22 protein-coding genes are annotated in these 21,331 nt (G+C 68.9%); 8 read left to right on the top strand and 14 right to left on the bottom strand.

The window, feature by feature from the left end; all coding sequences use genetic code 11:
* Positions 1–187 precede the first annotated feature (187 nt).
* Together QMG73_RS40615 and QMG73_RS40610 are read left to right on the top strand one after the other, a co-directional pair.
* Complete coding sequence (locus tag QMG73_RS40615; protein WP_281904652.1) at positions 188–1,762, top strand: glucuronyl esterase domain-containing protein; 1,575 nt, start codon at positions 188–190, stop codon at positions 1,760–1,762.
* A gap of 10 nt (positions 1,763–1,772) precedes the next feature.
* On the top strand, positions 1,773–2,873 hold the full coding sequence (locus tag QMG73_RS40610; protein ID WP_281904650.1) for a cellulose binding domain-containing protein: 1,101 nt from the start codon (positions 1,773–1,775) through the stop codon (positions 2,871–2,873).
* 59 nt (positions 2,874–2,932) lie between these two features.
* Here QMG73_RS40610 and QMG73_RS40605 read toward each other — a convergent pair whose 3' ends face one another.
* From QMG73_RS40605 to QMG73_RS40590, 4 genes are read right to left on the bottom strand one after another with little or no spacing between them, the layout of a single operon-like run.
* Positions 2,933–4,435, bottom strand: coding sequence for an FGGY family carbohydrate kinase (locus QMG73_RS40605; RefSeq protein ID WP_281904648.1), 1,503 nt, complete (start codon positions 4,433–4,435; stop codon positions 2,933–2,935).
* Positions 4,428–5,384, bottom strand: a complete 957-nt coding sequence (locus QMG73_RS40600) for a transketolase family protein (RefSeq protein WP_281904645.1) — start codon at positions 5,382–5,384, stop codon at positions 4,428–4,430. Before QMG73_RS40600 ends, QMG73_RS40605 begins: the two co-directional genes overlap by 8 nt.
* On the bottom strand, positions 5,381–6,262 hold the full coding sequence (locus tag QMG73_RS40595; protein ID WP_281904642.1) for a transketolase: 882 nt from the start codon (positions 6,260–6,262) through the stop codon (positions 5,381–5,383). Before QMG73_RS40595 ends, QMG73_RS40600 begins: the two co-directional genes overlap by 4 nt.
* Positions 6,262–7,266, bottom strand: coding sequence for a sugar phosphate isomerase/epimerase family protein (locus tag QMG73_RS40590; protein ID WP_281904640.1), 1,005 nt, complete (start codon positions 7,264–7,266; stop codon positions 6,262–6,264). The genes QMG73_RS40595 and QMG73_RS40590 overlap by 1 nt, the downstream gene beginning before the upstream one ends.
* Before the next feature lie 59 nt (positions 7,267–7,325).
* Here QMG73_RS40590 and QMG73_RS40585 point away from each other — a divergent pair, with 59 nt between their 5' ends.
* Positions 7,326–8,282, top strand: a complete 957-nt coding sequence (locus QMG73_RS40585; RefSeq protein WP_281904639.1) for a sugar-binding transcriptional regulator — start codon at positions 7,326–7,328, stop codon at positions 8,280–8,282.
* On the opposite strand, the gene QMG73_RS40580 is transcribed toward QMG73_RS40585, so the two are convergent.
* The 6 genes from QMG73_RS40580 to QMG73_RS40555 all read right to left on the bottom strand — a co-directional run bounded on the left by QMG73_RS40580 (position 8,283) and on the right by QMG73_RS40555 (position 13,651).
* The gene (locus tag QMG73_RS40580) at positions 8,283–9,350 is read right to left on the bottom strand and encodes a cellulose binding domain-containing protein (RefSeq protein WP_281904638.1); all 1,068 of its coding nucleotides are present in this window, start codon (positions 9,348–9,350) and stop codon (positions 8,283–8,285) included. It abuts the gene before it with no gap.
* 77 nt (positions 9,351–9,427) lie between these two features.
* Positions 9,428–10,438: a hypothetical protein gene (locus QMG73_RS40575; protein WP_281904637.1), complete on the bottom strand. Its 1,011-nt coding sequence runs from the start codon at positions 10,436–10,438 to the stop codon at positions 9,428–9,430.
* Entirely contained in the window at positions 10,435–10,926 is a 492-nt protein-coding gene (locus QMG73_RS40570) for a SigE family RNA polymerase sigma factor (protein ID WP_281904635.1), read from the bottom strand. The genes QMG73_RS40575 and QMG73_RS40570 overlap by 4 nt, the downstream gene beginning before the upstream one ends.
* A 430-nt stretch (positions 10,927–11,356) precedes the next feature.
* Positions 11,357–12,178, bottom strand: coding sequence for a hypothetical protein (locus QMG73_RS40565; protein WP_281904632.1), 822 nt, complete (start codon positions 12,176–12,178; stop codon positions 11,357–11,359).
* A gap of 30 nt (positions 12,179–12,208) precedes the next feature.
* Positions 12,209–12,715, bottom strand: coding sequence for a DUF402 domain-containing protein (locus QMG73_RS40560; protein WP_281904629.1), 507 nt, complete (start codon positions 12,713–12,715; stop codon positions 12,209–12,211).
* 573 nt (positions 12,716–13,288) lie between these two features.
* Entirely contained in the window at positions 13,289–13,651 is a 363-nt protein-coding gene (locus tag QMG73_RS40555) for a VOC family protein (RefSeq protein ID WP_281904626.1), read from the bottom strand.
* A 127-nt stretch (positions 13,652–13,778) separates the two neighbouring features.
* Here QMG73_RS40555 and QMG73_RS40550 point away from each other — a divergent pair, with 127 nt between their 5' ends.
* Both QMG73_RS40550 and QMG73_RS40545 read left to right on the top strand, forming a co-directional pair.
* Complete coding sequence (locus QMG73_RS40550; RefSeq protein WP_281904624.1) at positions 13,779–14,387, top strand: hypothetical protein; 609 nt, start codon at positions 13,779–13,781, stop codon at positions 14,385–14,387.
* 114 nt (positions 14,388–14,501) lie between these two features.
* Positions 14,502–15,350: a hypothetical protein gene (locus tag QMG73_RS40545; RefSeq protein WP_281904622.1), complete on the top strand. Its 849-nt coding sequence runs from the start codon at positions 14,502–14,504 to the stop codon at positions 15,348–15,350.
* 72 nt (positions 15,351–15,422) lie between these two features.
* Here the strand turns inward: QMG73_RS40545 and QMG73_RS40540 are convergent, their stop codons facing one another.
* Together QMG73_RS40540 and QMG73_RS40535 are read right to left on the bottom strand one after the other, a co-directional pair.
* A complete protein-coding gene (locus QMG73_RS40540; RefSeq protein WP_281904621.1) occupies positions 15,423–15,734 on the bottom strand; it encodes a hypothetical protein in 312 nt (103 codons plus the stop codon).
* A 181-nt stretch (positions 15,735–15,915) separates the two neighbouring features.
* On the bottom strand, positions 15,916–16,884 hold the full coding sequence (locus tag QMG73_RS40535; RefSeq protein ID WP_281904619.1) for a hypothetical protein: 969 nt from the start codon (positions 16,882–16,884) through the stop codon (positions 15,916–15,918).
* Positions 16,885–16,947: 63 nt separating this feature from the next.
* Here QMG73_RS40535 and QMG73_RS40530 point away from each other — a divergent pair, with 63 nt between their 5' ends.
* Both QMG73_RS40530 and QMG73_RS40525 read left to right on the top strand, forming a co-directional pair.
* A complete protein-coding gene (locus QMG73_RS40530; protein WP_281904618.1) occupies positions 16,948–17,388 on the top strand; it encodes an alpha/beta fold hydrolase in 441 nt (146 codons plus the stop codon).
* A gap of 32 nt (positions 17,389–17,420) precedes the next feature.
* Positions 17,421–17,828: an Imm26 family immunity protein gene (locus QMG73_RS40525; RefSeq protein WP_281904616.1), complete on the top strand. Its 408-nt coding sequence runs from the start codon at positions 17,421–17,423 to the stop codon at positions 17,826–17,828.
* A 167-nt stretch (positions 17,829–17,995) separates the two neighbouring features.
* Here QMG73_RS40525 and QMG73_RS40520 read toward each other — a convergent pair whose 3' ends face one another.
* Positions 17,996–19,021 (bottom strand): hypothetical protein, encoded by a 1,026-nt coding sequence (locus QMG73_RS40520; RefSeq protein ID WP_281904614.1) that lies wholly within the window; start codon positions 19,019–19,021, stop codon positions 17,996–17,998.
* A gap of 101 nt (positions 19,022–19,122) precedes the next feature.
* Between QMG73_RS40520 and QMG73_RS40515 the strand changes: the two genes are divergently transcribed.
* Positions 19,123–19,776, top strand: coding sequence for a TetR/AcrR family transcriptional regulator (locus QMG73_RS40515; protein ID WP_281904613.1), 654 nt, complete (start codon positions 19,123–19,125; stop codon positions 19,774–19,776).
* 321 nt (positions 19,777–20,097) lie between these two features.
* Here the strand turns inward: QMG73_RS40515 and QMG73_RS40510 are convergent, their stop codons facing one another.
* The gene (locus tag QMG73_RS40510) at positions 20,098–21,327 is read right to left on the bottom strand and encodes a cytochrome P450 (RefSeq protein ID WP_281904611.1); all 1,230 of its coding nucleotides are present in this window, start codon (positions 21,325–21,327) and stop codon (positions 20,098–20,100) included.
* Between the last annotated feature and the right edge of the window lie 4 nt (positions 21,328–21,331).

The raw sequence follows: 21,331 nt of genomic DNA, 5'->3' as shown, positions 1-21,331 counted from the left end.
ACGCGCACAACACGCGCGTCGTGGAGCTATCCATTGACGACCGTCGAGGCTATAACCTATCGTCTGATACTCATAAGCATCGATACTCGCTGCTCGTAGCGCGCGGGCGCGATGTTAACGTTCACCACTTGGCGCCGCCTTCGTCCTGGGCAAACGAATTGGCGGTTTCTGAAACGGAGGTTCATGAGTGTCACCGCCCCTGACCCGGCCCGGCCGGAGTCGCCTGGTGAGCGCGTTCGCCATAGCCGCACTGGTGTGCGCCGGCGCGCTGCTCGCCCTGCGACCGAGCACGGCTGGTGCCGCCGCCTGTTCACCGCTGCCCGCCTCACTGCCAGCGGCGAACGCGCTACCCGCCATCAGCGAGCTTCCCGACCCGTTCAAGTACTGGGACGGCACCCGCATGACCAGTTCGGCCGACTGGTCGTGCCGCCGCGACCAGTTGCGCGAACTGTTGCAGTACTACGAGTACGGGCACCTGCCGCCCGCGCCGACCAGCGTCACCGGCACCCGCAACGGAAACACGCTGACCGTCACCGTGCAGGCGAACGGGCGCAGCGCGTCGTTCAACGCGACCCTGAGCCTGCCCGCCGGCAACGGCCCGCACCCGGCCATCATCATGCTCAACCCGCTCGCGGCGAGCACCACCTCGCGCGGCTACGCCGAAGTGCACATCAACCCCAACAGCATCGCCGCCGACAGCACCAGCAAGACCGGCGCGTTCTGGACGCTGTACCCCAGCTCCGACGCCGGTGTGCTGATGGCGTGGGCGTGGGGCGTGCACCGGACCCTGGACGCGCTGCGCTCGGTGCCGCAGATCGACACGGCCAAGGTGGGCGTGTCGGGTTACTCGCGGTACGGGAAGGCATCCGTCGTGGCGGGCGCCTTCGATGACCGGATCGCGTTGACCGTGCCAGGATCGGCCGGTACCGCGGGGATGGGCAACTACCGCTTCTTCTCCTCCACCGGCAGCAACAACGAGACACTCGACGACATCCTCGGCGCCGCGTACTGGTTCACGCCGCGGTTCGCCACCTTCCGCGGCCAGGCCAACCGGCTGCCGATCGACCAGCACGAGCTGGGCGCGCTGGTGGCGCCCCGGTTGCTGTTGACCACCAACGGCACCGAGGGCAGCGACATCCGCACCAACCCGATCGGCACGAGCTATTCGTATCGCGGGGCGCGGATGGTGTACGAGTACCTGGGCGTGCCGGACCGGATCGGCATCGCGTACCGGCCGGGCGGTCACCAGATCGACATGGCCGACTACAACGCGATCATGGACTTCGCTGACAAGTACCTGCGCGGGCTGAACGTGTCTCGCACGTTCAACAACGTGCCGTACGCGCCGAGCACGGCGGCGATCCCCTGGACGATCCCCAGCGGGGGCGGACCCACCACGCCCCCGCCGTCCACCCCACCGCCCTCGACTCCCCCGCCCTCGACTCCGCCGCCTTCTACGCCACCGCCGTCGACACCGCCGCCGGTTGGTGCGTGCACCGCTACGTACCGCACGGTGAACTCCTGGCAGGGCGGCTACCAGGGTGAGGTCACCGTGACCGCCGGCTCCGCACCCATCAACGGCTGGACCGTGCGGTGGACCACCGCTCCGTCCTTCACCCAGGTCTGGAGCGGCGTACTCAGCGGCGGCGCCGTCCGCAACGCCGCGTGGAACGGCTCACTCGGCGCAGGCGGCTCGACCACGTTCGGTTTCATCGGCAGCGGCGGGCCGTCCAGCCCAGTCCCGACCTGCACCAGTCCGTAAGGAGGTCTCCATGCGCAGGATGAACGCACTGCTCACCGCGGCGACGGTCGGGGTTCTGGCCGCCGGGGCGGCACTACTGGCCGTCGGCCCCGCGAGCGCCGAGTCCAACGGCGGCGTACGCGTCATGCCGCTGGGCGATTCCATCACCGACGGGTTCAACGTGCCCGGCGGGTACCGGATCGACCTGTGGCAGAAGTTCGTGTCCGGTGGATACAAGATCGACTTTGTCGGCTCGCAGTTCAACGGGCCGGCGAGCCTCGGTGACCACGACCACCAGGGCCACTCGGGATGGACGATCGCACAGATCGACGCCAACGTCGTCAACTGGCTCCGTGCCACCACACCACGCACCGTGCTGCTGCACATCGGCACCAACGACATGTTCAGCGCCTCGGCGGGCGCACCGCAGCGACTGTCCACATTGATAGACAAGATCACCAACACCGCGCCGGACGCTGAGGTCTTCGTCGCGTCGATCATCCGCTTGAACGGTGCGGACACCCAGGTGCGCACCTACAACGCGGCGATTCCCGGCATCGTGCAGAGCAAGGTCAGCGCCGGCAAGCGGGTGCACTTCGTCGACATGTACCCCGCGCTGGCCGCGGGTGACCTGGCAGACGGCGTGCACCCGAACGCCGGCGGGTACGGCAAGATGGCGACGGTCTGGTTCAACGCGCTGCGGCAGGTACCGCGCAGCATCACCGATCCCACCACGACCACGCCGCCCACGACACCGCCCGTGAGCACGCCGCCGGTGACCACTCCGCCAGTCACCACGCCACCGGTCACCACGCCGCCGCCGGGCCCGGCCGGGTGCACCCCGACGTACCGGGTGGTCAACAGTTGGGGCGGCGGGTTCCAGGCCGAGGTGAGCGTGCGCAACAGCGGCACCTCGACGCTCAACGGCTGGACGGTGCGCATGACGCTGGCCAGCGGGCAGAGCATCACCAACCTGTGGAACGGCGTGAACACCGGCACCAGCGGCCCGGTCAGCGTGCGGAACGCGCCCTACAACGGGTCACTCGCCGCGAACGCCTCCACCACGTTCGGATACGTCGCCAACGGCAACTCCGCCGCCGCGGTGACCAACGTGACCTGCACCAGTCCGTAACCCTCCACCGTGATCAGGGCGTCCCTCAAGTCGCTAGAACGGCGTCGGGGACGCCCTGATCATGAGAGGGTGCGGTCGATCGCGGCCAGCCAGCGCTCGCGCGACTCGGCGCGGGTCCGCTCGTCCATCTCCGGGTAGAAGTCGGTGGACGGGCGGAGGCGCTCCTCCAGGTCGGTCAGGCTCCACAGGCCGGCGGCCAGGCCAGCCGCGTCGGCGGCGCCGAGGCACGACAGGTCGGGCTCGGCGGACCGCGCCACGCGCCGCCCGCTCAGATCGGCCTGCGCCCGCATGAGGCGCGCGCTGCGGGTCAGGCCGCCGTCGGCAAGCAGCACCTGTACCTTGCCGACGCTCGCGTCGATCGCGCTCACGACATCTTCGACCTGGTGGACGATCGCGTCCAGCGCCGCGGCGACCAGATCGCCCCGGCGGGTGCCCAGTGTCAGTCCACTCAGGACGGCGACCGCGTCGGGATTCCACCACGGCGCGCCGAGGCCACCGAAGGCGGGCACGAACTGTATCCGGCCGGCGCTAGGCGGCGCCTCGTCGAGCAGCGTCTGCTCGTCGGTGCCGAACAGCTCCGCGAGCCAGCTCAGGGCGCGGCCGGTCGCGCGGATGTTGCCTTCGACGGCGTGCACGGGACCGGTGACGTCCCCGGCTCCCCTCATGTGCCCGGCTTCCCCCATGTCCCCGGCTCCACTCAGGTCCCAGGCGATGCTGCGGCACAGGGCGGTGCTGCCGCCGGGGTCGCCGAGCGCCATCACCGACGAGCCGGTGCCGTAGGTGGCCTTGACGACGCCGGGCCGCCAGCCGGCGTGGGCGAACATGGCCGCGTGCGAGTCGCCGAGCACGGCCCGCACCGGCGTACCGTCCGGCACGGGCCCGAGTCCGCGCGCCGCGGGGAATTCGGCGCATGAGGCCAGCACGCGGGGCAGCACCTCGACGGGTACGCCGAACAGGTCGAGCAGCCGCTCGTCCCACCGCTGGGTGTCCACATTGAGCAGTTGGGTGCGGGAGGCGTTGCCGACCTCCGTCACGTGGTCGCCGCCGAACCGGCTCAGCAGCCACGAGTCGACGGTGCCGAGGCACAGCTCCCCCGCCTCGGCGCGCCGCCGGGACGGGTCGTACGCGTCCAGCAGCCAGCGGGCCTTCAGCGCCGAGAACATCGGGTCCAGCGGCATCCCGCTGAGCTCACGGACGAGCGGGCCGGCGCCGGCCGCCGCGAGCTCCCGGCACTGGCCGGCCGTGCGCTGGTCCTGCCAGCTCACCAGCGGTCCCAGCGGCTGGCCGGTACGGCGGTCCCACAGCGCCAGCGACTCCCGCTGGGTGCTCAGGCCGACCGCCTCGATCCGGTGCGCCACGCCCGCGTCGACGCAGCCCTCCACGGCCGCCCGTACGCTCTGCCACAGCTCCTCGGCGTCCTGCTCGACCCAGCCCGGTTGCGGCTGTGCCTCCGACAGCGGCGCCGTCGCCCGCGCCACGACCCGGCCCTCGGCGTCGACGAGCAGCGCCTTGGTGGAGCTGGTCCCCTGGTCGACGGCGAGGACGAGCGGCCCGCTATCCATTGCCCGCTAACAGATCGCGGACGGCGTCGACGATGCCATCGGCCGACAGTCCGAAGTGGTCGAGCAGGAAGGCCGCGCTGCCGGTCGGCGCGAACACCCGCGGGATGCCCAGGATGCGCATCGCGGTCGGGTGCCCGGTCACCACGGTCGCGGCGACCGCGGCCCCCAGTCCCCCGCTGGTGGTCGCCTCTTCGGCGGTGACGATGCCGCGCGTCTCACGGGCGGCGGCGAGCACCGCGCCGGTGTCGATCGGGTCGACGAACGGCATGTTGAGCACCCGCACGCCGATCCCCTCGGCGCGCAGCCGTGCGGCCGCCTCCAGCGCGCGGGAGGTGAGCGATCCGATCGCGATGACGGTCACGTCGTCGCCGTCGGTGAGGCGGACAGCCCGGCCGGGTGCGAACGGGGCGTCTGCCGGGGTGACCGCCGGCACCTTGAACCGGGGGGTCCGCAGGTACGCCGGGCGTCCGGAAGAGGCCGCCCAGCGCACCGCGGCCCGGGTCTGGGCCGGGTCTGCGGGGACGATGACGTCGAGGTTCGCCACCGCCCGTATCCAGGAAAGGTCTTCGATGGAGTGGTGCGTCGGGCCCAGCTCACCGTACGCCATCCCCGGACTCTGTCCACACAGGACAACATGCGCCTCGCTGTATGCCACGTCTGCCTTGATCTGCTCCAGCGCCCGCCCGGTCAGAAACGGCGCGGCCGCGCACACGAACGGTATCCTGCCGGCGTTGGCCAGCCCAGCGGCCACGCCGACCAGGTCCTGCTCGGCGATGCCGACGTTGATCAGTCGCTCGGGGAACTCCTCCCGGAACCCGACCAGGTTGCTGGAGCCGACCGAGTCGTTGCACACGGCCACGATCCGGTCGTCGGCCCGGGCCAGCGCCCGCAGCTCCTCCGCGAACGCCTGCCGGCAGTCGTACGTCACCACCTCGTCGACGACGGTCATGCTCCCAGCTCCCCGAGCGCGAGGGCGACCTGTTCGCGGGTGGGCACCTTGTGGTGCCACTCGACCCGATCCTCCATGAAGGACACACCCTTGCCTTTGACGGTGTTGGCGATGACGGCGACGGGCTGACCATTCGTCGACGGTGCCAGTGCTTCCAGTACAGCCAGATGGTCGTGCCCGTCGACCTCGCGCACCTCCCAGCCGAAGCTGCGCCACTTGTCGCCGAGCGGTTCCAGGCTCTTGGTCTGCTCGGTGCGGGCGCCCTGCTGCAGCCGGTTACGGTCGACGATCGCGGTGAGCGAGGACAAGCCGTAGTGTGCCGCCGTCATCGCCGCCTCCCAGTTGCTGCCCTCCTGCATCTCGCCGTCGCCGAGGACGACGACGGTGCGCCAGGTCTGCCCCGCCAGGCGGGCGGCGATGGCGCAGCCGGTCGCCACCGGGAAGCCGTGGCCGAGGGCGCCGGTGTTGGTCTCGACGCCGGGCACCTTGATCTTGTTGGGGTGGCCGTTCAGCGCGGACAGCGGCGCCATGAACGTGTCCAGCTCGGCGGTGTGGAAGAAACCGGAGTGCGCCAGCGTGGAGTAGAGCGCAGCGGCGCAGTGCCCCTTGCTGAGGATGAACCGGTCGCGCTGCTCCCAGGTGGGGCGCTGCGGGTCGAGCGTGAGGGCGCCCCAGAAGCAGGTCACCAGGATGTCGGTCACCGACAGGTCGCCGCCGATGTGCCCCAGCTGGGCGCGGTCGATCATCCGGACGATGCTGCGGCGCACCTCGCGGGCGATACCGGCCAGCTCGGTGGCCGCCGCCTCGGCGCCGGCGCCCCGGATCCGGGCGACCGCGTCGCGGTACCGGATGGCGCGGTCGGGATCAGCGGGCAGCATCAGGCGTCCCCGTACAGGGCGGCCTGGATGATCCGCTGCGCGGCGAGGGCGTCCTGGGCCTGCTGGGCGGCGGCGAGCGCGTCGCGGTCGAGCCGGCCGAGGGCGCGGTGGATCCGCTTCATCACCGCGATGCCGTCGCGGGCGGCCTGGACGCTGTCTTCCCGGAACGGGAACTGGTCGAGCTGCCAGACCCCGTCCCAGCCGGCGTCGTGCAGGGCATGGAAGAACTCGAACGTCTCGATCGGGTGCATCGACCCGGTCACCATGTCGTCGTCCCAGCCGCGGTAGTTGTCGTTGACGTCGATGGCGAACAGCCGGCCACGGGAGATGGCCAGCCGGGCGGCGTCGGCCGGTGACTCGCCGCCGTACAGCGAATGGCCGAAGTCGAGCAGGATGCCCACATTGGGCAGGCCGATCTCCTCGATGCCGAGCAGCGTCTTGGCCACCGACGAGAAGACCATCGCGTTGCGGGGCTCGCGCGGCTTGTACTCGATGGCGAACCTCAGGTCGGGGAACGTGGACGCCAACTCCCCGACGGCCTCCAGCGAGTACCGCCAGAGCTGCTGGTGGTCGGCCTGGAACGGATAGTCCCAGCCGTCCTGCCCGGGCCAGAGCTTGACGTAGTCGCAGCCGAGCACACGGGCGGCCTCGGCCGCCTGCGAGACCAGGTCGATCGCGGCCCTGCGCACGGCGGCGTCCGGGTTGGTGAACGCGCCGCGACTGAACCGGCGGGTGTAGATCTCCGGCGTCACCGCGATGGCCCGAAGATCGTGCTGCTTGAGCGCGGCGCCGACCTCCTCGACGGTCAACCCGGCCGGGTCGAACGGGTACGTCATGTCGACCACCGACAGGTCCTCGACCTGGCCCGCCAGGCCGATCGCCGCCAGGGTGTTCACCGGCGGCCCGTAGCCGTCGGTGGCGTACCGGTCGACGTACCGACCGAAGTGCCAGATGCCGGCCCCGAACACCGGGGTCTGCATATCTATTCGCCGCTGATCTGACATAACACCACCGTAGGCAGCTCTGACTACACATTCAAGGATTGAATGGCTATTCTGCGGACGTGGATGAGCTCGCTACCGACCACATCCGGCTGCTGACGAAGGTCGCCCGGATGTACCACGAGCGCGGCGTCCGGCAGCCGCAGATCGCACAGCAGCTGCACATCTCGCAGCCACGCGTGTCACGCCTGCTCAAGCGCGCCGTCGAGCTGGGCATCGTGCGCACCACCGTCGTCACCCCGCGCGGGGTGTACGCCGAACTGGAGGAGCGGATCGAGGAGGAGTACGGCCTCACAGAGGTCATCGTCGCCGACACCGACGACCACGCGGACGAAAACCAGATCCTGCGCGCGCTCGGCGCGGCGGCCGCCGTCTACCTGGAGACCACCCTCATGGGCGGCGAGCGCATCGGCGTCTCCTCGTGGAGCGCCACCATCCTCGCGACCGTGGAGGCCATGCGCCCCCGGCCGACCCGGGTCGCCGAGCAGGTGGTGCAGATGCTCGGCGGCGTGGGCAACGTGACCGCTCAGAACCACGCCACCCGGATCGCCGGCCGCCTGGCCGCCGTAACCGGCGCGCAAGCGGTGTACCTGCCCGCGCCTGGCCTGCTGGCCTCCGGCGACATGCGGCAGATGTTCGTCAGCGACCCCAACATCGAGCCGGCGCTGCGCGCCTGCGACGGCCTCACGATGGCGCTGGTCGGCGTCGGCAGCATCGAGCCGTCGCCGCTGCTGCGGGAGAGCGGCAACGCCTTCGCCGAAAGCGAGTTGCCGGCGCTGCGGGAGGCGGGCGCGGTCGGCGACGTGTGCGTGCGGTTCTTCGACGAGAAGGGACAGCACATCGAGTCCACATTCGACGATCGCGTGCTCGGCATCAGCGCGGCGAAGCTGCGCGCGGTGCCCCGCCGGGTCGCCGTCGCCGGCGGGGCTCGCAAGTCCACCGCCATCCGGGCGGCGCTGTCTGGTGGCTGGGTCAACGTGCTCATCACCGACCTACAGGTGGCGAGGAGCCTTATCTGATCACGCGGTGCAGGGGCCGCCGTTCAGGGTGAAGGCGGTGGGCGCGGGATTGCCGCCCACCCACGAGCCCTGGAAGCCGAACGACGCACTGCCACCGACCGGGATCGCGCCGTTCCACGCCGCGCTGTCGGCCGTCACGACCGCGCCGTTCTGGAACACCGAGACGCCCCACGCGGAGGTGATCCGCTGGTCACCGGTGAACCGGAAGCCGAGCGTCCAGCCGTTCAACGCCACCGACGACTGGTTGTGCACGGTCACCGCGGCCACGAAGCCACCCGTCCACTGTGACTGGACGGTGTAGACGACCCGACACGGTGTCGGGCCCGTCGTGGGCGTACCCGTGCCGTTGACGCTGATCGTGCCGGCCGCGAGCGACACGTTGCCGGCGGCGTCCCGCGCCCTTATGTAGAAGAGGTTGCGCCCGGGCGACAGCAGCGCCGTGTAGCTGGTGCCGGTCACCGTGGCGACCAGCGTCGAGGCCCACAGCCCGTCGAACTTGTAGACCTGGTAACCGGTGACGCCCACGTCGTCGGTCGACGGCGACCAGCTCAGCGTGGCGCTCGCCGCGGTGACGTTGCTGGCGGCGAAGTCCGCCGGCTTGCTGGGCGGTGTGGTGTCCGGGCCGGTGTCGGTGGCCGGCGTGACGAACGTGACCGACGCCGCTCCGCCCCGGCGCCCCTGGTCGTCGCGCGCCGACACGGAGAACCGGTACTCCGACGCCCGCGACAGGGTGGAAATCGTGGCGGTGGTGGCGGTGCCGGCGACGCTCGTCTGCCACACGATGTCGTTGAACGCCTGCGTGTACGTGATGTCGTAGGCCGCGATCACGCAGCAGCCGCGCGGGGCGGCCGTCCACGTCAGGGTGACCGATCCGGTGCGCACGACGGAGGCGACGAGGTTGGTCGTCGCGCCCGGCGGGAACGGCGTCGTGCTGGGCGGCGTCACGGTGAGCGTCGGCGACACCATCCCCGCGTCGGCGCGCGGCACGACCAGCGCGACGGCACCGATCACCGTCAGCGAAGCGACCACGGTGGCGAGCAGTGCCACGACGAGCTGGCGACGTGTCATGCTCCGAACACTCCGCCACTCATCGATGCTCGTCAAGATAGACGAAGGTGGAATACTCGTCACCGATCATGCGAGGCTCACCGCCCGCCGACCCAGCTCATGTCCGGCCACGGTCCACTGTCGAACGCCTCCATGATCTGGACCATCTCGTCGACGGACTCGCTGTCCAGTTGGACGAACGCCTCGACGCCGTCGGGCTGACTCAGGAAGAGCTGCCCGTTCTCCCGGATCAGCAGGCCGCTCCACTCGCGGATCCGGATCGGCTCGCTAGCGAAGGTGGTCTCGAACCGCTGGGACACACCGGGCCCCATGCCGATGATGAGTTGCCGCCCGTCGGCGCCGTCGACCGTCACGTCCTGCGTCCAGTCGGCGCCATAGAATCCCTGACGCAGCCGCCACGGCGCGGTCGCGAGATCGGGCGGCCGCCAGCCGAGGCGCGGGCCGACCCACGTCAGCCCGGGATCGGGCCGCACCGATCGCGCGACGCGCAGCGCCACGTCTCGCTGGACGTCCGCGCCACCCGCGGTCAGCACGCTGACGATCAGCGGCGGCTCGCCCGGCCGCTGCCAACTGACGTGGGTGGCAAGCCCGATATCCGTCACCCGCACGAGCCGACCCGGCGAGCCGTTGATATCTACTATGGACGTTTCACCGTTGGGCCGGTCCGCCTCGATCGACTCATGCTGGCCAATCAGCAGCGAAATCACCTCTTCGGCGGAGCCCTTCTGGTACTCCCGCGAGAGCACCGGCACCTGGCCACCGTCCACAATGAACGAGCGCGCGGCCTCGCCGTACCGGTGCGGCAGCCACGTCGGGCGGAAACGGAGAGGCACCTCCAGCCAGCCGCCGCCGGGACCGCCGTCGACGGCGGGAAAATCCGGATCTGACGGGCGGGTCAGGCGCCACACGCCGGCCGCGGCCACCCCCGTGGTGGCCGCGAGGGTACCGGCACCGGCGAGCCGCAGGACCAACCGGCGCTGGCGATGCCGCCGCGTGCGACCGGCCAGCGCGGCACGGATGCGGTCCGCGTCCGGAGCCTCGTCGGCCAAAGCCGCGAAAGCGTCGCGGATCGCTTCGGCGTCGATCATTCTTCCTCCAGTACCGGTTGCAGCGCGGCAACCTCGCGCAGCTTGGCGAGCGCCCGGGACGCCTGGCTGCGCACCGTCCCCTCGGTGCAGCCAAGTACACCGGCGATGTCGGCGTCGGCCATATCCTCGAAGTACCGCAGCGCGATCACGACGCGCTGGCGGGCCGGAAGCGTGCGTATCACCTGGAGGAGCGCCTCACGCCGCACCACCACCTCGTCGGCGCCGTCCGGTTGCGGCGCGGCGTACTGCACCCTTTCCCGGCGCAGGGCGGCGGCGACCCGCCTGCGCGCCGACAGCAACTCGTTCACAATCATTTTGCGCAGGTAGGCGTCCGGGATGTCGTATTCGCGGATCCGCGACCACCTCGGCTGTGCCTTGATCAGCACGTCCTGCACGACGTCTTCGGCCACGTGCGGATCACCGGCCAGCGCGGTCGCCTGCCGCAACAACGCCGGCAACCGCGCCGCGACGTACTCCTCGAATGTCAACCGACCCCTCCCCCATCACCTCCCTACACGAAGCTACGGGCCCATCCCGTTGCACGGATGCCGCAACCCGTTGTGCACGTCCGGCTCGTACTCCCAGCCCGGCTGGGCGCCGCGCCAGGATAGGTTGGTCTCGCCGCTTGCCAGGCCACAGTGGACTACCCTGGCCAGGGCTACCTTTTGGGGTCAGGTTCAGGATCGGGTTTCGAGCTACCGCGGCGTTCGCCGTGCGCGATGCCCGTTGCTCCCGCGGCCTCACCGTCCGCGGCCACACAACCTGCCCTCGTCGGGGTTGGTCGTGTGACGGCGGCGGGTGAGGCCGCGGGAGCTACGGTATGGAGCGCGGCGAGCGTCGCGGTAGCTCGCGTATTTCTTTGTCCTGTGCCAGTGCTGGCTCCCCCGTCAGTCACGATGGACGCCGATTCACCATTGGCTATCCACCGGTAGTCGGACGCTGTCGCTCGGTCGGGCAGACGGGTAGCTGGACGGCGCCGTCCACCCGAAGCGTGTCCGGATCGAAGCGGACAAGCCGATCGGTATGGCTCGTGTCGATGGTCGTCTCGTCGACGAAAACGACGTCGCGCGCGGTGACGACGTGCCACGTGACCATCTCCGGCGACTCGTAGTACGAGGTGCGGCAGCGAACGACGGCGGCCGCCGATTCCCTGCTGGCCGCCCCGTCCCGTGACCTGACACGCACCACCTCGTACGATCCCTCGCCGAGCCCATCTCGGTAGACGGTTCGGACGAGTTCGAAGTCGCCGGCCGGCGAAACCGCGATGGTCTCAGGCCCTTCGTTCGGAATCTCCTCGATGAGAGCGGACCAGGCCAGCAGCCAGTATCCGCCAACGCAGGCCACCGCCTGCGCCAGCACGGTCGCAGACGCGGCGGCTATGGCGGATCTGCGAGTCCGGGCCAGCAGCCACCATGCGAGCCCAAGCAACCCCGGCGCGACGACGACCAGGATGGCCCTTGCCCGCCACGTCGCCATCGGCAGAAGCAGCACGTACCTCTGCCGGTTTAGCAAAGCCGCCACCGCGATCGCCGCGACCGCCACCGCGACGACGCCTACGAGCGCAGCCGCGGTGTGGCGTCCCGCCATGGTGCCGCGCAACCGACGCCCGCCGGGCACTATCGCGTTCACGGCTCGATCATACGAACCCCTCCCGGACCGGCGAATGAGTCGGCGTGCCCGCCGGACTAGGTATTCGTACCCGGCGGCAGCGCCAAGCCGGTCGCTCGTCTCCGAGGTCACCGTGATGCTAGAGCTCGCCAGTCACCGGGCTCAGCCGTTCTCGACGAACCTTTGCAGCCAGGCCGACCCAGCCTTGCCGAACGGCTCCGCTCCGGCCGTGAGCCGTGCGACCAGATCGTCGGTCGTGGCCTGTGCCTGCGCCACCACTGCGGCCGGGTAGTGGTAACGCACCTGATGTTCGGCGAACTCGTCCTCGTCAAGGACCCGGACGGTGCCGTCGCGATGCTGCACGACATCCAGGTCCAGGTCGACAGCGGACACCACGCCCGGCTGAAACGTCGGCTTACTCGTCACGTCGACGTAGATCGAGATGTCGGACTCACCAGGGCCGTTCCATCTCGCGATCCAACATCCGTCGGCTGGAACCAACACGACGAAATCATGTGGCTGCACGATCGGTTCCTCGAAGCCCCGCCGCAGCAGGATGCCCGCCCGCGCACCAAACCAGCGCCCGTGCCGGTCTTCACCCAAGGGCTGCATCGGGTACCGCCAATGCCTGCGACCGCCCCACTTCGTGAACCTGATCTCCGTGCTCATCCAGCGGAACCTACCCGGCGCACGAACAGCTCCTTACTCCGTCAACTGTTTGGTCAGTCAGGCGCGAAGTTCCACCGCGTCGGCAATGCGCTGTCACATACGGCGCAGACGAAATCGTCGCCCCGCACGACGTTGCGCTCGCCGCACGTGGGACAACGACGGAAAATGACGGCGTCGGTGAAGGCACCCGGATGCGGGACGCCCACGCGGTCCAGTGCCCGCGCCACGGCGGGCCAGCTGTCCGGATCGGGGCAGTACCCCGTTGACTGGTTGGTACCGCGACGACACACCAGCCGGATTCGGCTGAGGCGAAGGTGATCTCCCCGGCGGCGAGGACGTCCTGACCGCCGGCAAGTGCGACATGTTCGCTGCGACGCGGCGCCAGCCACAGCGTCCGATGCGATCGCATGGTCGCGAATCTCGACCGGACCGACATAGCCGTACCGTCTTGCCTGGGTCACCGCGCGACTGTACCGACCAGCGTGACTGCGTGCGTTGGTTGTCGTCCGGGCGGCCGAACTGCTGGTGCAGGCGGTCCAGATCTACCGAGGCGACCTCGGGCCGGTTCGGTGGTCAGCCGGTGACCAGGCAGAAAGGGTGACCGGCCGGGTCCAGGAGCACCCGCCACTGGTCACCGCCGGGCTGGTGATCCGGCCTGACCGCGCCGAGGCTCAGCGCCAGCTTCTCCGCCGCGTCGAGGTCTTCGACCCCGAGATCCAGGTGGAACTGCTGCGGCACAATCTGGCCGGGCCATTGCGGCGCTCGGTATCTGTCGACCCGCTGGAAACCCAGGTCACTGCCGGACCCGCCGGTCAGGACGACGAACCCGTCGGCGTCGTACCCGAGGTCCATGCCTGTCATCTCTTGGTAGAACCGGGCCAGCGCCTGCGGATCGGCGCAGTCCAGGGTCACGCCTCGCAGCATGGCGATCGGCATCGTCCACTCCTCTTCATCCATATCCGCGGGCCCGCGTGACGGCCGCTGGTAGCCATCCAACCGCACTGGGGTGGCCCGGCTCTGCTCATTTTTCGGACCGGACAGCGCTCGTCCCGGCAGCGGTCGTGTGCGGATTCTGGACGTCGTTGCCTTCTTGTTCGTCGTCGCCGGCGACGTCACTCTTGGTGGGGTGCGAGGCGAGACAGTAACGGTCGAGGAGCTCGATGAGCTGCTGGCGTTGAGCGACGGTGCACGGCGGCAATGGCTCGACCGCCATCAGCCGGCGCTCCCGGAGGGGAACTGGTGGCTGCACCTGCTGACCCTGCTCGATCACCGATTGGCGCATCAGCCGGCGAACCTGGTGGCCTGGGCCCAGCTGAAAATATGGCTGCTGGCGCAGGCGCGTGAGCGCTCCACGCTCAGTCGGGACGACGTCGCAGAGCGCGTCGCGTACTTCGTGTCGCGGATGCGAGGCGCGGGCATCGAAGCTGCGCTCCTGCCATCGGCGGACACTGTCGTCCGGGAGTGCTTGGACGCCATACCCGTCGCACTGGAGCAGGTCGCCACGCTCACCGACCGAAAGAGCCTGTTCGTTTTGGGACACCAGGAGATGCTTGATTCGCGACGCGCCAAGAACCTGATCAACGCCGCCGGACCGCACCTGAACGAACTCGAGGATCCAGACCTGGCCCACCGGCTCCGCGCCTGGCTCGCCATCAAGCCGCTCCTGGTGTGACCGCAGCCAGATCAGGACGTTCGTCGAGGTCTTGTCGCAAGTGCTTTGGATCTACGATGTCGGTCGCGGCGATCCTTCACGCTGCACTGTGGTCATGCTCTGTTGAAAGGGGCGGTGGTGGTCGAGGTCCGGCATGACGGCGCGTTCTCGGTCAACGGCATTGGCCTCAACTGCGCGCCGTTTCCGCTGAGCTTCAGCGTCCGCGAGGCCGCCGGCGGCTGGTCAGTCCAGGCGACCGCGGCCCGGGCTTCAGAGCTAGCAGATGTCCTGGTGAAAGCGGCGAGCGATACCGTCGTCGTGGCAGACGTCGCGACGAACAGCTTCCTGGACGAGCAGTACGTTCAGTGGAAGCCGTCGCAGGTTGCCGCAGCGCAGGGCATCGACTGCTCGGCGCACGATTGGGCTGCACTGGCCGCGGGCGTTGTCGGTCTCAGCGACGAGGCACTGGTGATGCGGCGCGACGACGTGCCCGGCTTCCTGGCCGGCTGGCACCCATACGAACTGACGTTTGTCGGCCTTCCGAACAAGCCGAACGCGCAGCAGTTGGACGAGATCGCGCTTGCCATCGCAACCGCGCATCATGGCCAGCCGATCCTGCCTACGCTTCCCGGCTGCTGTCTGTGGTACTCCGGGCACGACGATTGCTATGTCTGGGTGGAATCCGCCGATCGAGGAGTTCCCCCGGCCATCCTGGGCCGCCTGCTAGCCCTGATAGCAGGCTCAGCCTTGGCCGATGCCGCACCGGTAGAGGTGTCGGATCCACCACACGCCCTGGTTGAAGCCCTGATCGAAGAGAGTCGTCACTGGGTCGGAATGCTTGCTGCCGTGTCCCCGGACGCGGTAACCGTAAGCCTGTCCGCCACCACGCAGGAATGGCGGCTCGCCCAGCCGCTCCCGGAAAAGGTCCACCGTACGGCGGTCTACAACGTCATCGAAGCGACGTGGCACCTCGCTACACCTTAGCGACGCACGCGACGGGCCCACGCGGACCGCGAATCAGGTAGGTAGTCCGGCAGGGTGCCTATCTGGAACAGCTCAGTCTTCCAACAGTGCCCATACTCGATTCTTCGCGCTCTCGAGCTCCTGGTTTGCAAGGCGGAGGCTCGGCTCGCCTACACGCCATAAGAAGAAGTCGCCGAAGTTCCGTCCTCCCAAGTGCATGTCGAGGAAGATCCGGCGAGCATGACCTACCGCCTCGGAGTCGCCAGTCTCGACGTCGCGTAAGTACTCCAGGGCGGTCCTGATCCGCAGGATCCACGGTGTTGCTACGTATCCCTCCGCATTGACAAGCCCGTCCAGGTTGGCAAAGGCGTCCCGAAGCTGCTCGCGCCGGGATACGGAGTCCACCTCGGAAGTCTGAGCCGCCCCAGGCCCAGCTGTCCACCCTGGCCAAAACTCTGTCAGCGGCATGTTGGTTCATCGACCGAGCAGGCTCGTTGCATCGGTTGGGGCGCCATCCGGCAGGTCGCGGGGTTCGACTGAGTGCTGCGGGTCGCGCTCGGGCAGGCTCGGGTCGTGGTGGACGCGTCTATCGCGCAGTGTTTGTGGCGGGCAGGGACCAAAGTTGGCTGGTACCGGTTGTCCAGTTGTGGGTCAGCCAGCGTCCGTTGCCGCCGGCGTGCGTGATCGAATTGAGGAACATGGGCTGCGGGTAGTCGATCGTCGCCAGATGGGTGAGGGTGTCGGTGGCCAGCAATAGATGCTGTTCGTCGCCGTCGCAGTCGTCGGGTTCAACGCCGACCAGCAGGTATTCGTCGGTGACAAGGGTGGCAGCGCTGTTGAGGATGTAGCCCACCGGGTGTACGAACCTGGGAACATCTCGGGCGAAGCAGCTGATCCGCGCCGTGCCGTCAGCGACGTCTCGTACGGCGATCTGGTCGCCGCGGTGGGGCAGGTCGATGTACCAGTCGCCGGTGCTGGCGATATCGGCCAGGATCTCACCCGACACGGAGCGCAGGTGGATGCGGTCACCGTCCAGGCGGGCCCAGAAGCTGGTCGTGCCGTCCTGGCCCATCGCCACCGTCACACCGATGTGCCAGCCGTCAGGATGATTCAGGAACGTGGCGGCGCCCTGGTACGTGTCCAGCCGCGTTCTGGCTATCAGGGAGCCGTCGACCGGGTCGAGGACAGCCAGTTCATCGTCGCGGCCAGGCAGGTATGCCCATAGCCGGCCTTGGGAGTCGAAGTGGCCACTGGGTTGACGTCGTTGATACGGCGCGGCGATCCGCTCCGGCCGGTGCCACAGCGGCCTGCCGGCCTCGTTGATGACGGTGACGCCGTCGACGCCGACCAGCGCGAACCGAGAACCATCCGATGCTGCCGAGGCATGCACGTCACCATCGAGGTCGGGCACCGGTATCTGGCAACACGGCCGTAACCGGGTATCGAACGATCGCAGTAGCCCAGCCTCCGCGTCAGTGTTGAGCCAGCCGGTGCCCGTCCACTCCATCGACGTCTGCGATGACAGCTGGAACTCGGCAAGTAGGCGGGCACGCACGGCGCACACGTTAACCCACAAGCGCGACGGGGCGAGCCAGCCGCTGGCAGCGGCAGAAGAGGTGTGGCGTTTGTCGAAGAACAGGTCGGGCCGCCGGTGCGGGAGCTCGGTGCCAGTAGGCTGCCGGGCCGAGCCATGGCCATCCATCTGCGGGAGATCGTCCAGGCGCCCCGGTGGCTGGTCACCTGCGTCCGGTTGGCTCCGTCGGTGTGGCGCCGGCTGCGGGCGTTCGCACCGGCACAGATCAGCGACGACGAAGCGATCGAGGCACTCGGCGTGGGACTTGCCCGCTACGCCGCCGTAGAGGTGCCCACGTGCCTGCTCGGCGGCGACCGCAGCCCCGCCAACCTCCGCCAGCGCTGGGAGGCGCTGGCGAAGGTGCTACCCCGCGTGCGGTCGGTCGTGGTACTTCGCCGCCATGGACACGCCGCACATCTGACCGCACCCACCGAGGTGGCATGGGCGGTCGAAGACTTCACCGACTCCGTCCTCGAACGGCGCTAGGAGACAGCGTGCGAACTGGCACCATCGGCGTCATGGCCAATGAGAGGCGCTACCCCTTTGCTCCGCGATCGAACAGGCTTCTCGCGGCCGGCCAGTACTGGGCGATACCGCTGTCGAACGGACGGTTCGGATGCGGGCGAGTCATGGCGGTGCCGGCCTTCGGCGAGAAGGACCGGGTCGGTGTCGTCATTGGATTGATGGATTGGGTCGGCGACGAGCCGCCCACGTCTGACCGGATCGCCGGTCACCAGATTCTCGAGCAGGCCAAATCCCGGTTCGACGCGATCACCCGCACGGGTGGCGAAGTGCTCGGGAACAGGCCGCTCGAACTCGACGACTTGGTGCCGATCCGGTACGACGGCGTCCACATCGGAGCCGTCGCCAGAGTCTGGGGCTCCCTGGTGATCCGCGACCTTGCCGAGCAGTATTTCACTCCGTGAGCCAGGCTAGATAGGTTTCGCGGTGCGGGTCGTCCGCCACGATCTACAGCCGGCGGCGATGCCGGGCCGGCGAACTGGTTGTGTAGTCGCGGAGGGTGAGGCCGCGGGAGCAGCGGGCATGGAGCGCGACGGGCATCGCGGTAGCTCGCGTCTTTCTTGGGGGCCTGTCACCTCCGATACCGCTGCGCCACCGCCGCGAAGGCGGCCTTGGGCTCCCATTCCATGTCGGGGTAGGTCTGCCCCCGGCGCCCTTCGAGGAGTTTGACGATGCCCAGGCCGGCCCGGTCCAAGTCGTCCCTGGGGTCGCCGTCCGGGCGGTGGGGGTAGCCAGGCAGGGCAAACAGGAACACGAAGGCGCTGTCGACGCCCTCGGTCTCGAAGATCTCCAGCAGTTCGCTCAGGTATGCGGCCTGGCCGGCCTCGTCGCGCTCGTATACGCCGTTGAGCCGTACGGGGGCCTTGGTCTTTGGGTCGTGCTCGACGACTTCCAGCACTCGCCCACCGCGGTCTCCCGCGCCGCGGTAGGCCGCGGTGCCGAACCCGGTGATGGCGAGCGGCTTCGGGCCTTGGGCCAGGGTGCGCACCGCGTCCCGGAACCGGTCGGCGACCTCGGCGGAGCGGATCAGCTCGAACGTCACGATGTCGAAGGGGGTCCAGTCGACCTGCTCGAACTGGATGGCCGCGTAGGTGAGCCTGCCTTGGAAGCACTCGCGGACGGTGGCCGCGGCGTCGCGGAGGAACGCGTTGACGCGCACGCCGAGTTCACGCATCGCTTCGGCGCGCCGCTCGGGTTGGCTCATCAGCTGCTCGGCTCGTTCCTCGGGGCTTTCTCCGGGCAGGAACCCGCGGTTCATCACGCTCAGCTCGACCCCTGCGACGAACACGACTGTGGCCCCCTGCCGCCGGAGCCGTTCGGCTCGCTCGGCGCAGTCGCGGAAGAGCGTGAGGATCTGCTCCGGATCCAGCTCCAGCGGATAGGGCGAGAACCAGACCTCCAAGCCGAGTTCGGCGGCGGCACCGGCGGCCAGCTCCAGTCGGTCCGGGTCGCCGCCGATGATCTGGACCGCGTTGCAGTGCAGGTCGTCGCGGATGATGGCGAGCTCGCGCCGGACCACCGCGGGGTCGAGGTGCTCGCGGGACAGCTGGCCGTGTACGACGAATCCGGTGTCGTAGGTCATTCCTCGTGCTCGCATGGTGACGTCCTCTCTGTCGGTCTCGGTCGGGTCGAGGCTGACAGAAAAAGTGCGTGCACGCAAGTTTGCGCGCACGCATCATTATGTGGCACGCTGGCACCGTGACGACACCATCGCCTGGGCTGCGGGAGCGGAAGAAGCAGGCCACGCGAGAGGCGCTACGCGAGGCGGCCCTGCGCCTGGCCGTGGAGCGCGGAGCGGACCAGGTGCGGGTCGAGGACATCGCCGAGGCGGCCGGGGTATCGCCGCGCACCTACAACAACTACTTCGCCAGCCGTGAGCAGGCGATCGTGTCCGCTGTTACCGCGGACCGGGAGGCGCGGATCGCAGCGGCGGTCGCGGCCCGGCCCGCAGGGGCACGCCTGGCCGACGCCGTCACCGAAGCAGTGGTCGAGCAGTACACGAACGCCGGTGAACGCGAACAGGAGGCGCTGCTGCTGATCACCACCCGGACCGCGCTGCGCGACGCGTTCCTCGATACCACCGCCAGTATCGGGCCTCCTCTCACGACGGTGATCGCCGAACGCATAGGTGACGCCGGAGCGCACACGGCCCGCGTTCTCGCGGCGAGCGTGGCCGCGGCCATCCGCATCGCGTTGGAAGGCTGGCTCCGGCCGGCCGGAAGCGCGGAGGCCGCCGGAGGATTGGTCGTGCCCTCCGGCTCACTACCCGACCAGCTCCGCGCGGCGCTGGCCCCGCTCGCACCCGCGTTCGACGCCGCCGAGCGACGCACCCATCCGATCAAACGTGGATAACGGCTGGGGGGACGAAGCTGAGTCGACGCGTGCGAAGCGGATCGATCCGGTTTTGACGCGGCGGCTCGTCCTGACACCGGTTGGTCGCGACGATGTCGATGACCTGGCCCTGTTGTACAGCGATCCGTTAGTCGCGTATTGGACCGGGCTGGATGCTCGAGCTTGGCTGGGCGGTGCGCGACGCACGAACGGGCGGCGGTTACGTCACGGAGCTTGGCCGGGCGGCGCTCGCCGCGGGGATCATCCGGCGTGACGGACTTGTCGAGGGCCGGACCGGCATACACCCGGACGCCCCTTTCGCCGTTTATCGACTCTGAGCATTCACCACTCGACGGGCAGCTCTTCGGGACCAAGGAGGCTATGTCCCGCCTTCCAAGGAACCTGGCTAGCGGGCACCGCGAGCCGCAGTTGAGGGAGTTCCCGCAGCAGTACGCCGATGGCCGTGCGCAACTCCAACGCGCCCAGGTGGGCTCCGACGCAGTAGTGCGGGCCATGGCCGAAGGTCAGGTGGGGGTTGGGATTCCGCTCGAAGTCCATCTCGTCCGGGCGGGGGAAGACACTGGGATCGCGGTTGGCGGCGTCCGGCGATGGAATGACGATGTCGCCTTTGGACAGTCGCGCGCCGCTCGGCAGTTCGACATCGGCCATGACCCGGCGCGGCAGTTCGTCACCGGCAGCGGTGGAATACAGCCGTTGCAGTTCGGCGACGGCGGAGCCGAGCTGCTCCGGGTGGTCGAGCAGGTAGTCCCATCCCGTCTTGTACGTGCGATATGGCCGCGTGTGTAGCACGAAGACGAAGGTGGCTATGGAGGTGGCGGTGGTTTCCCAGCCTCCGACAACCAGGGCTATGGCCAGCTTGATCTGCACGTCCATTGGCTGGTCGGCGGCGGCCGTCGCGATCCGTGTCAGTACGTCGCCGGTCGCCTGTCCGCGTCGCTGCTCCAGTTGCTGCCACAGGTAGGCGCCCATCTCCATGGCCGACTGAGCCGCTTCCTCACGGGTGAGGCCACCGGTGGCGAGAAAGGTGTCACCCCACTTGCGGAACTTCATCCGGTCTTCGCCGGGCAGGCCCAGCATGTCGCAGATCACGTGCAGGGTGAACGGGAGCGCGAAATCCTGGACCAGGTCAGCAGGACGCCCCTTGTTCGTCATAGCGGCCAGTTGGCCGGCGGCCGCGTGGTCGACCACGTCGCGCAGCGCGGTGACGGCTGACGCGGTAAACGCGTCTTTGACTGTGCCCCGTACCGTTGCGTGTTTCTCACCGTCCAAGCCGAGCAAGGTCCCAGACACGTCGATGTGATCCGCGAGGGCCGCAGCCGTGCGCGAGAACACTTCCTGCCTGCGGAACACTTCCTTCACGTCCATGTATCGGCAGACAAGGAAAGCGTCGACAGGGCGGCCGTGAACAGTGCGCACTACCGGTACAAGGCTCGAGCCGGAGGCGGCGAACTGGCTGTAGTAAGGGTGCTTGTCGGGGCCGGGTGGCCGGTTGACGCCGAGGTTGTCCACATAGAACGGATGACGAAGCGGTGTTGCGGACATGTCCTGCATCGTC

It is taken from the genome of Phytohabitans aurantiacus (assembly GCF_027923225.1).
Classification (GTDB): domain Bacteria; phylum Actinomycetota; class Actinomycetes; order Mycobacteriales; family Micromonosporaceae; genus Phytohabitans; species Phytohabitans aurantiacus.
Note: the sequence above shows the minus strand (reverse complement) of the source record. Positions and strands in the feature narration are given on the sequence as shown.

What these genes read in the sequence shown, in the direction of transcription:
- QMG73_RS40610 (WP_281904650.1), top strand. Translation starts at nt 1,773, where the DNA reads ATGCGCAGGATGAACGCACTGCTCACCGCGGCGACGGTCGGGGTTCTG.
- QMG73_RS40605 (WP_281904648.1), bottom strand. Translation starts at nt 4,435, where the DNA reads ATGGATAGCGGGCCGCTCGTCCTCGCCGTCGACCAGGGGACCAGCTCC.
- QMG73_RS40600 (WP_281904645.1), bottom strand. Translation starts at nt 5,384, where the DNA reads ATGACCGTCGTCGACGAGGTGGTGACGTACGACTGCCGGCAGGCGTTC.
- QMG73_RS40595 (WP_281904642.1), bottom strand. Translation starts at nt 6,262, where the DNA reads ATGCTGCCCGCTGATCCCGACCGCGCCATCCGGTACCGCGACGCGGTC.
- QMG73_RS40590 (WP_281904640.1), bottom strand. Translation starts at nt 7,266, where the DNA reads ATGTCAGATCAGCGGCGAATAGATATGCAGACCCCGGTGTTCGGGGCC.
- QMG73_RS40580 (WP_281904638.1), bottom strand. Translation starts at nt 9,350, where the DNA reads ATGACACGTCGCCAGCTCGTCGTGGCACTGCTCGCCACCGTGGTCGCT.
- QMG73_RS40575 (WP_281904637.1), bottom strand. Translation starts at nt 10,438, where the DNA reads ATGATCGACGCCGAAGCGATCCGCGACGCTTTCGCGGCTTTGGCCGAC.
- QMG73_RS40560 (WP_281904629.1), bottom strand. Translation starts at nt 12,715, where the DNA reads ATGAGCACGGAGATCAGGTTCACGAAGTGGGGCGGTCGCAGGCATTGG.
- QMG73_RS40555 (WP_281904626.1), bottom strand. Translation starts at nt 13,651, where the DNA reads ATGCCGATCGCCATGCTGCGAGGCGTGACCCTGGACTGCGCCGATCCG.
- QMG73_RS40525 (WP_281904616.1), top strand. Translation starts at nt 17,421, where the DNA reads ATGGCCAATGAGAGGCGCTACCCCTTTGCTCCGCGATCGAACAGGCTT.
- QMG73_RS40520 (WP_281904614.1), bottom strand. Translation starts at nt 19,021, where the DNA reads ATGCGAGCACGAGGAATGACCTACGACACCGGATTCGTCGTACACGGC.
- QMG73_RS40510 (WP_281904611.1), bottom strand. Translation starts at nt 21,327, where the DNA reads ATGCAGGACATGTCCGCAACACCGCTTCGTCATCCGTTCTATGTGGAC.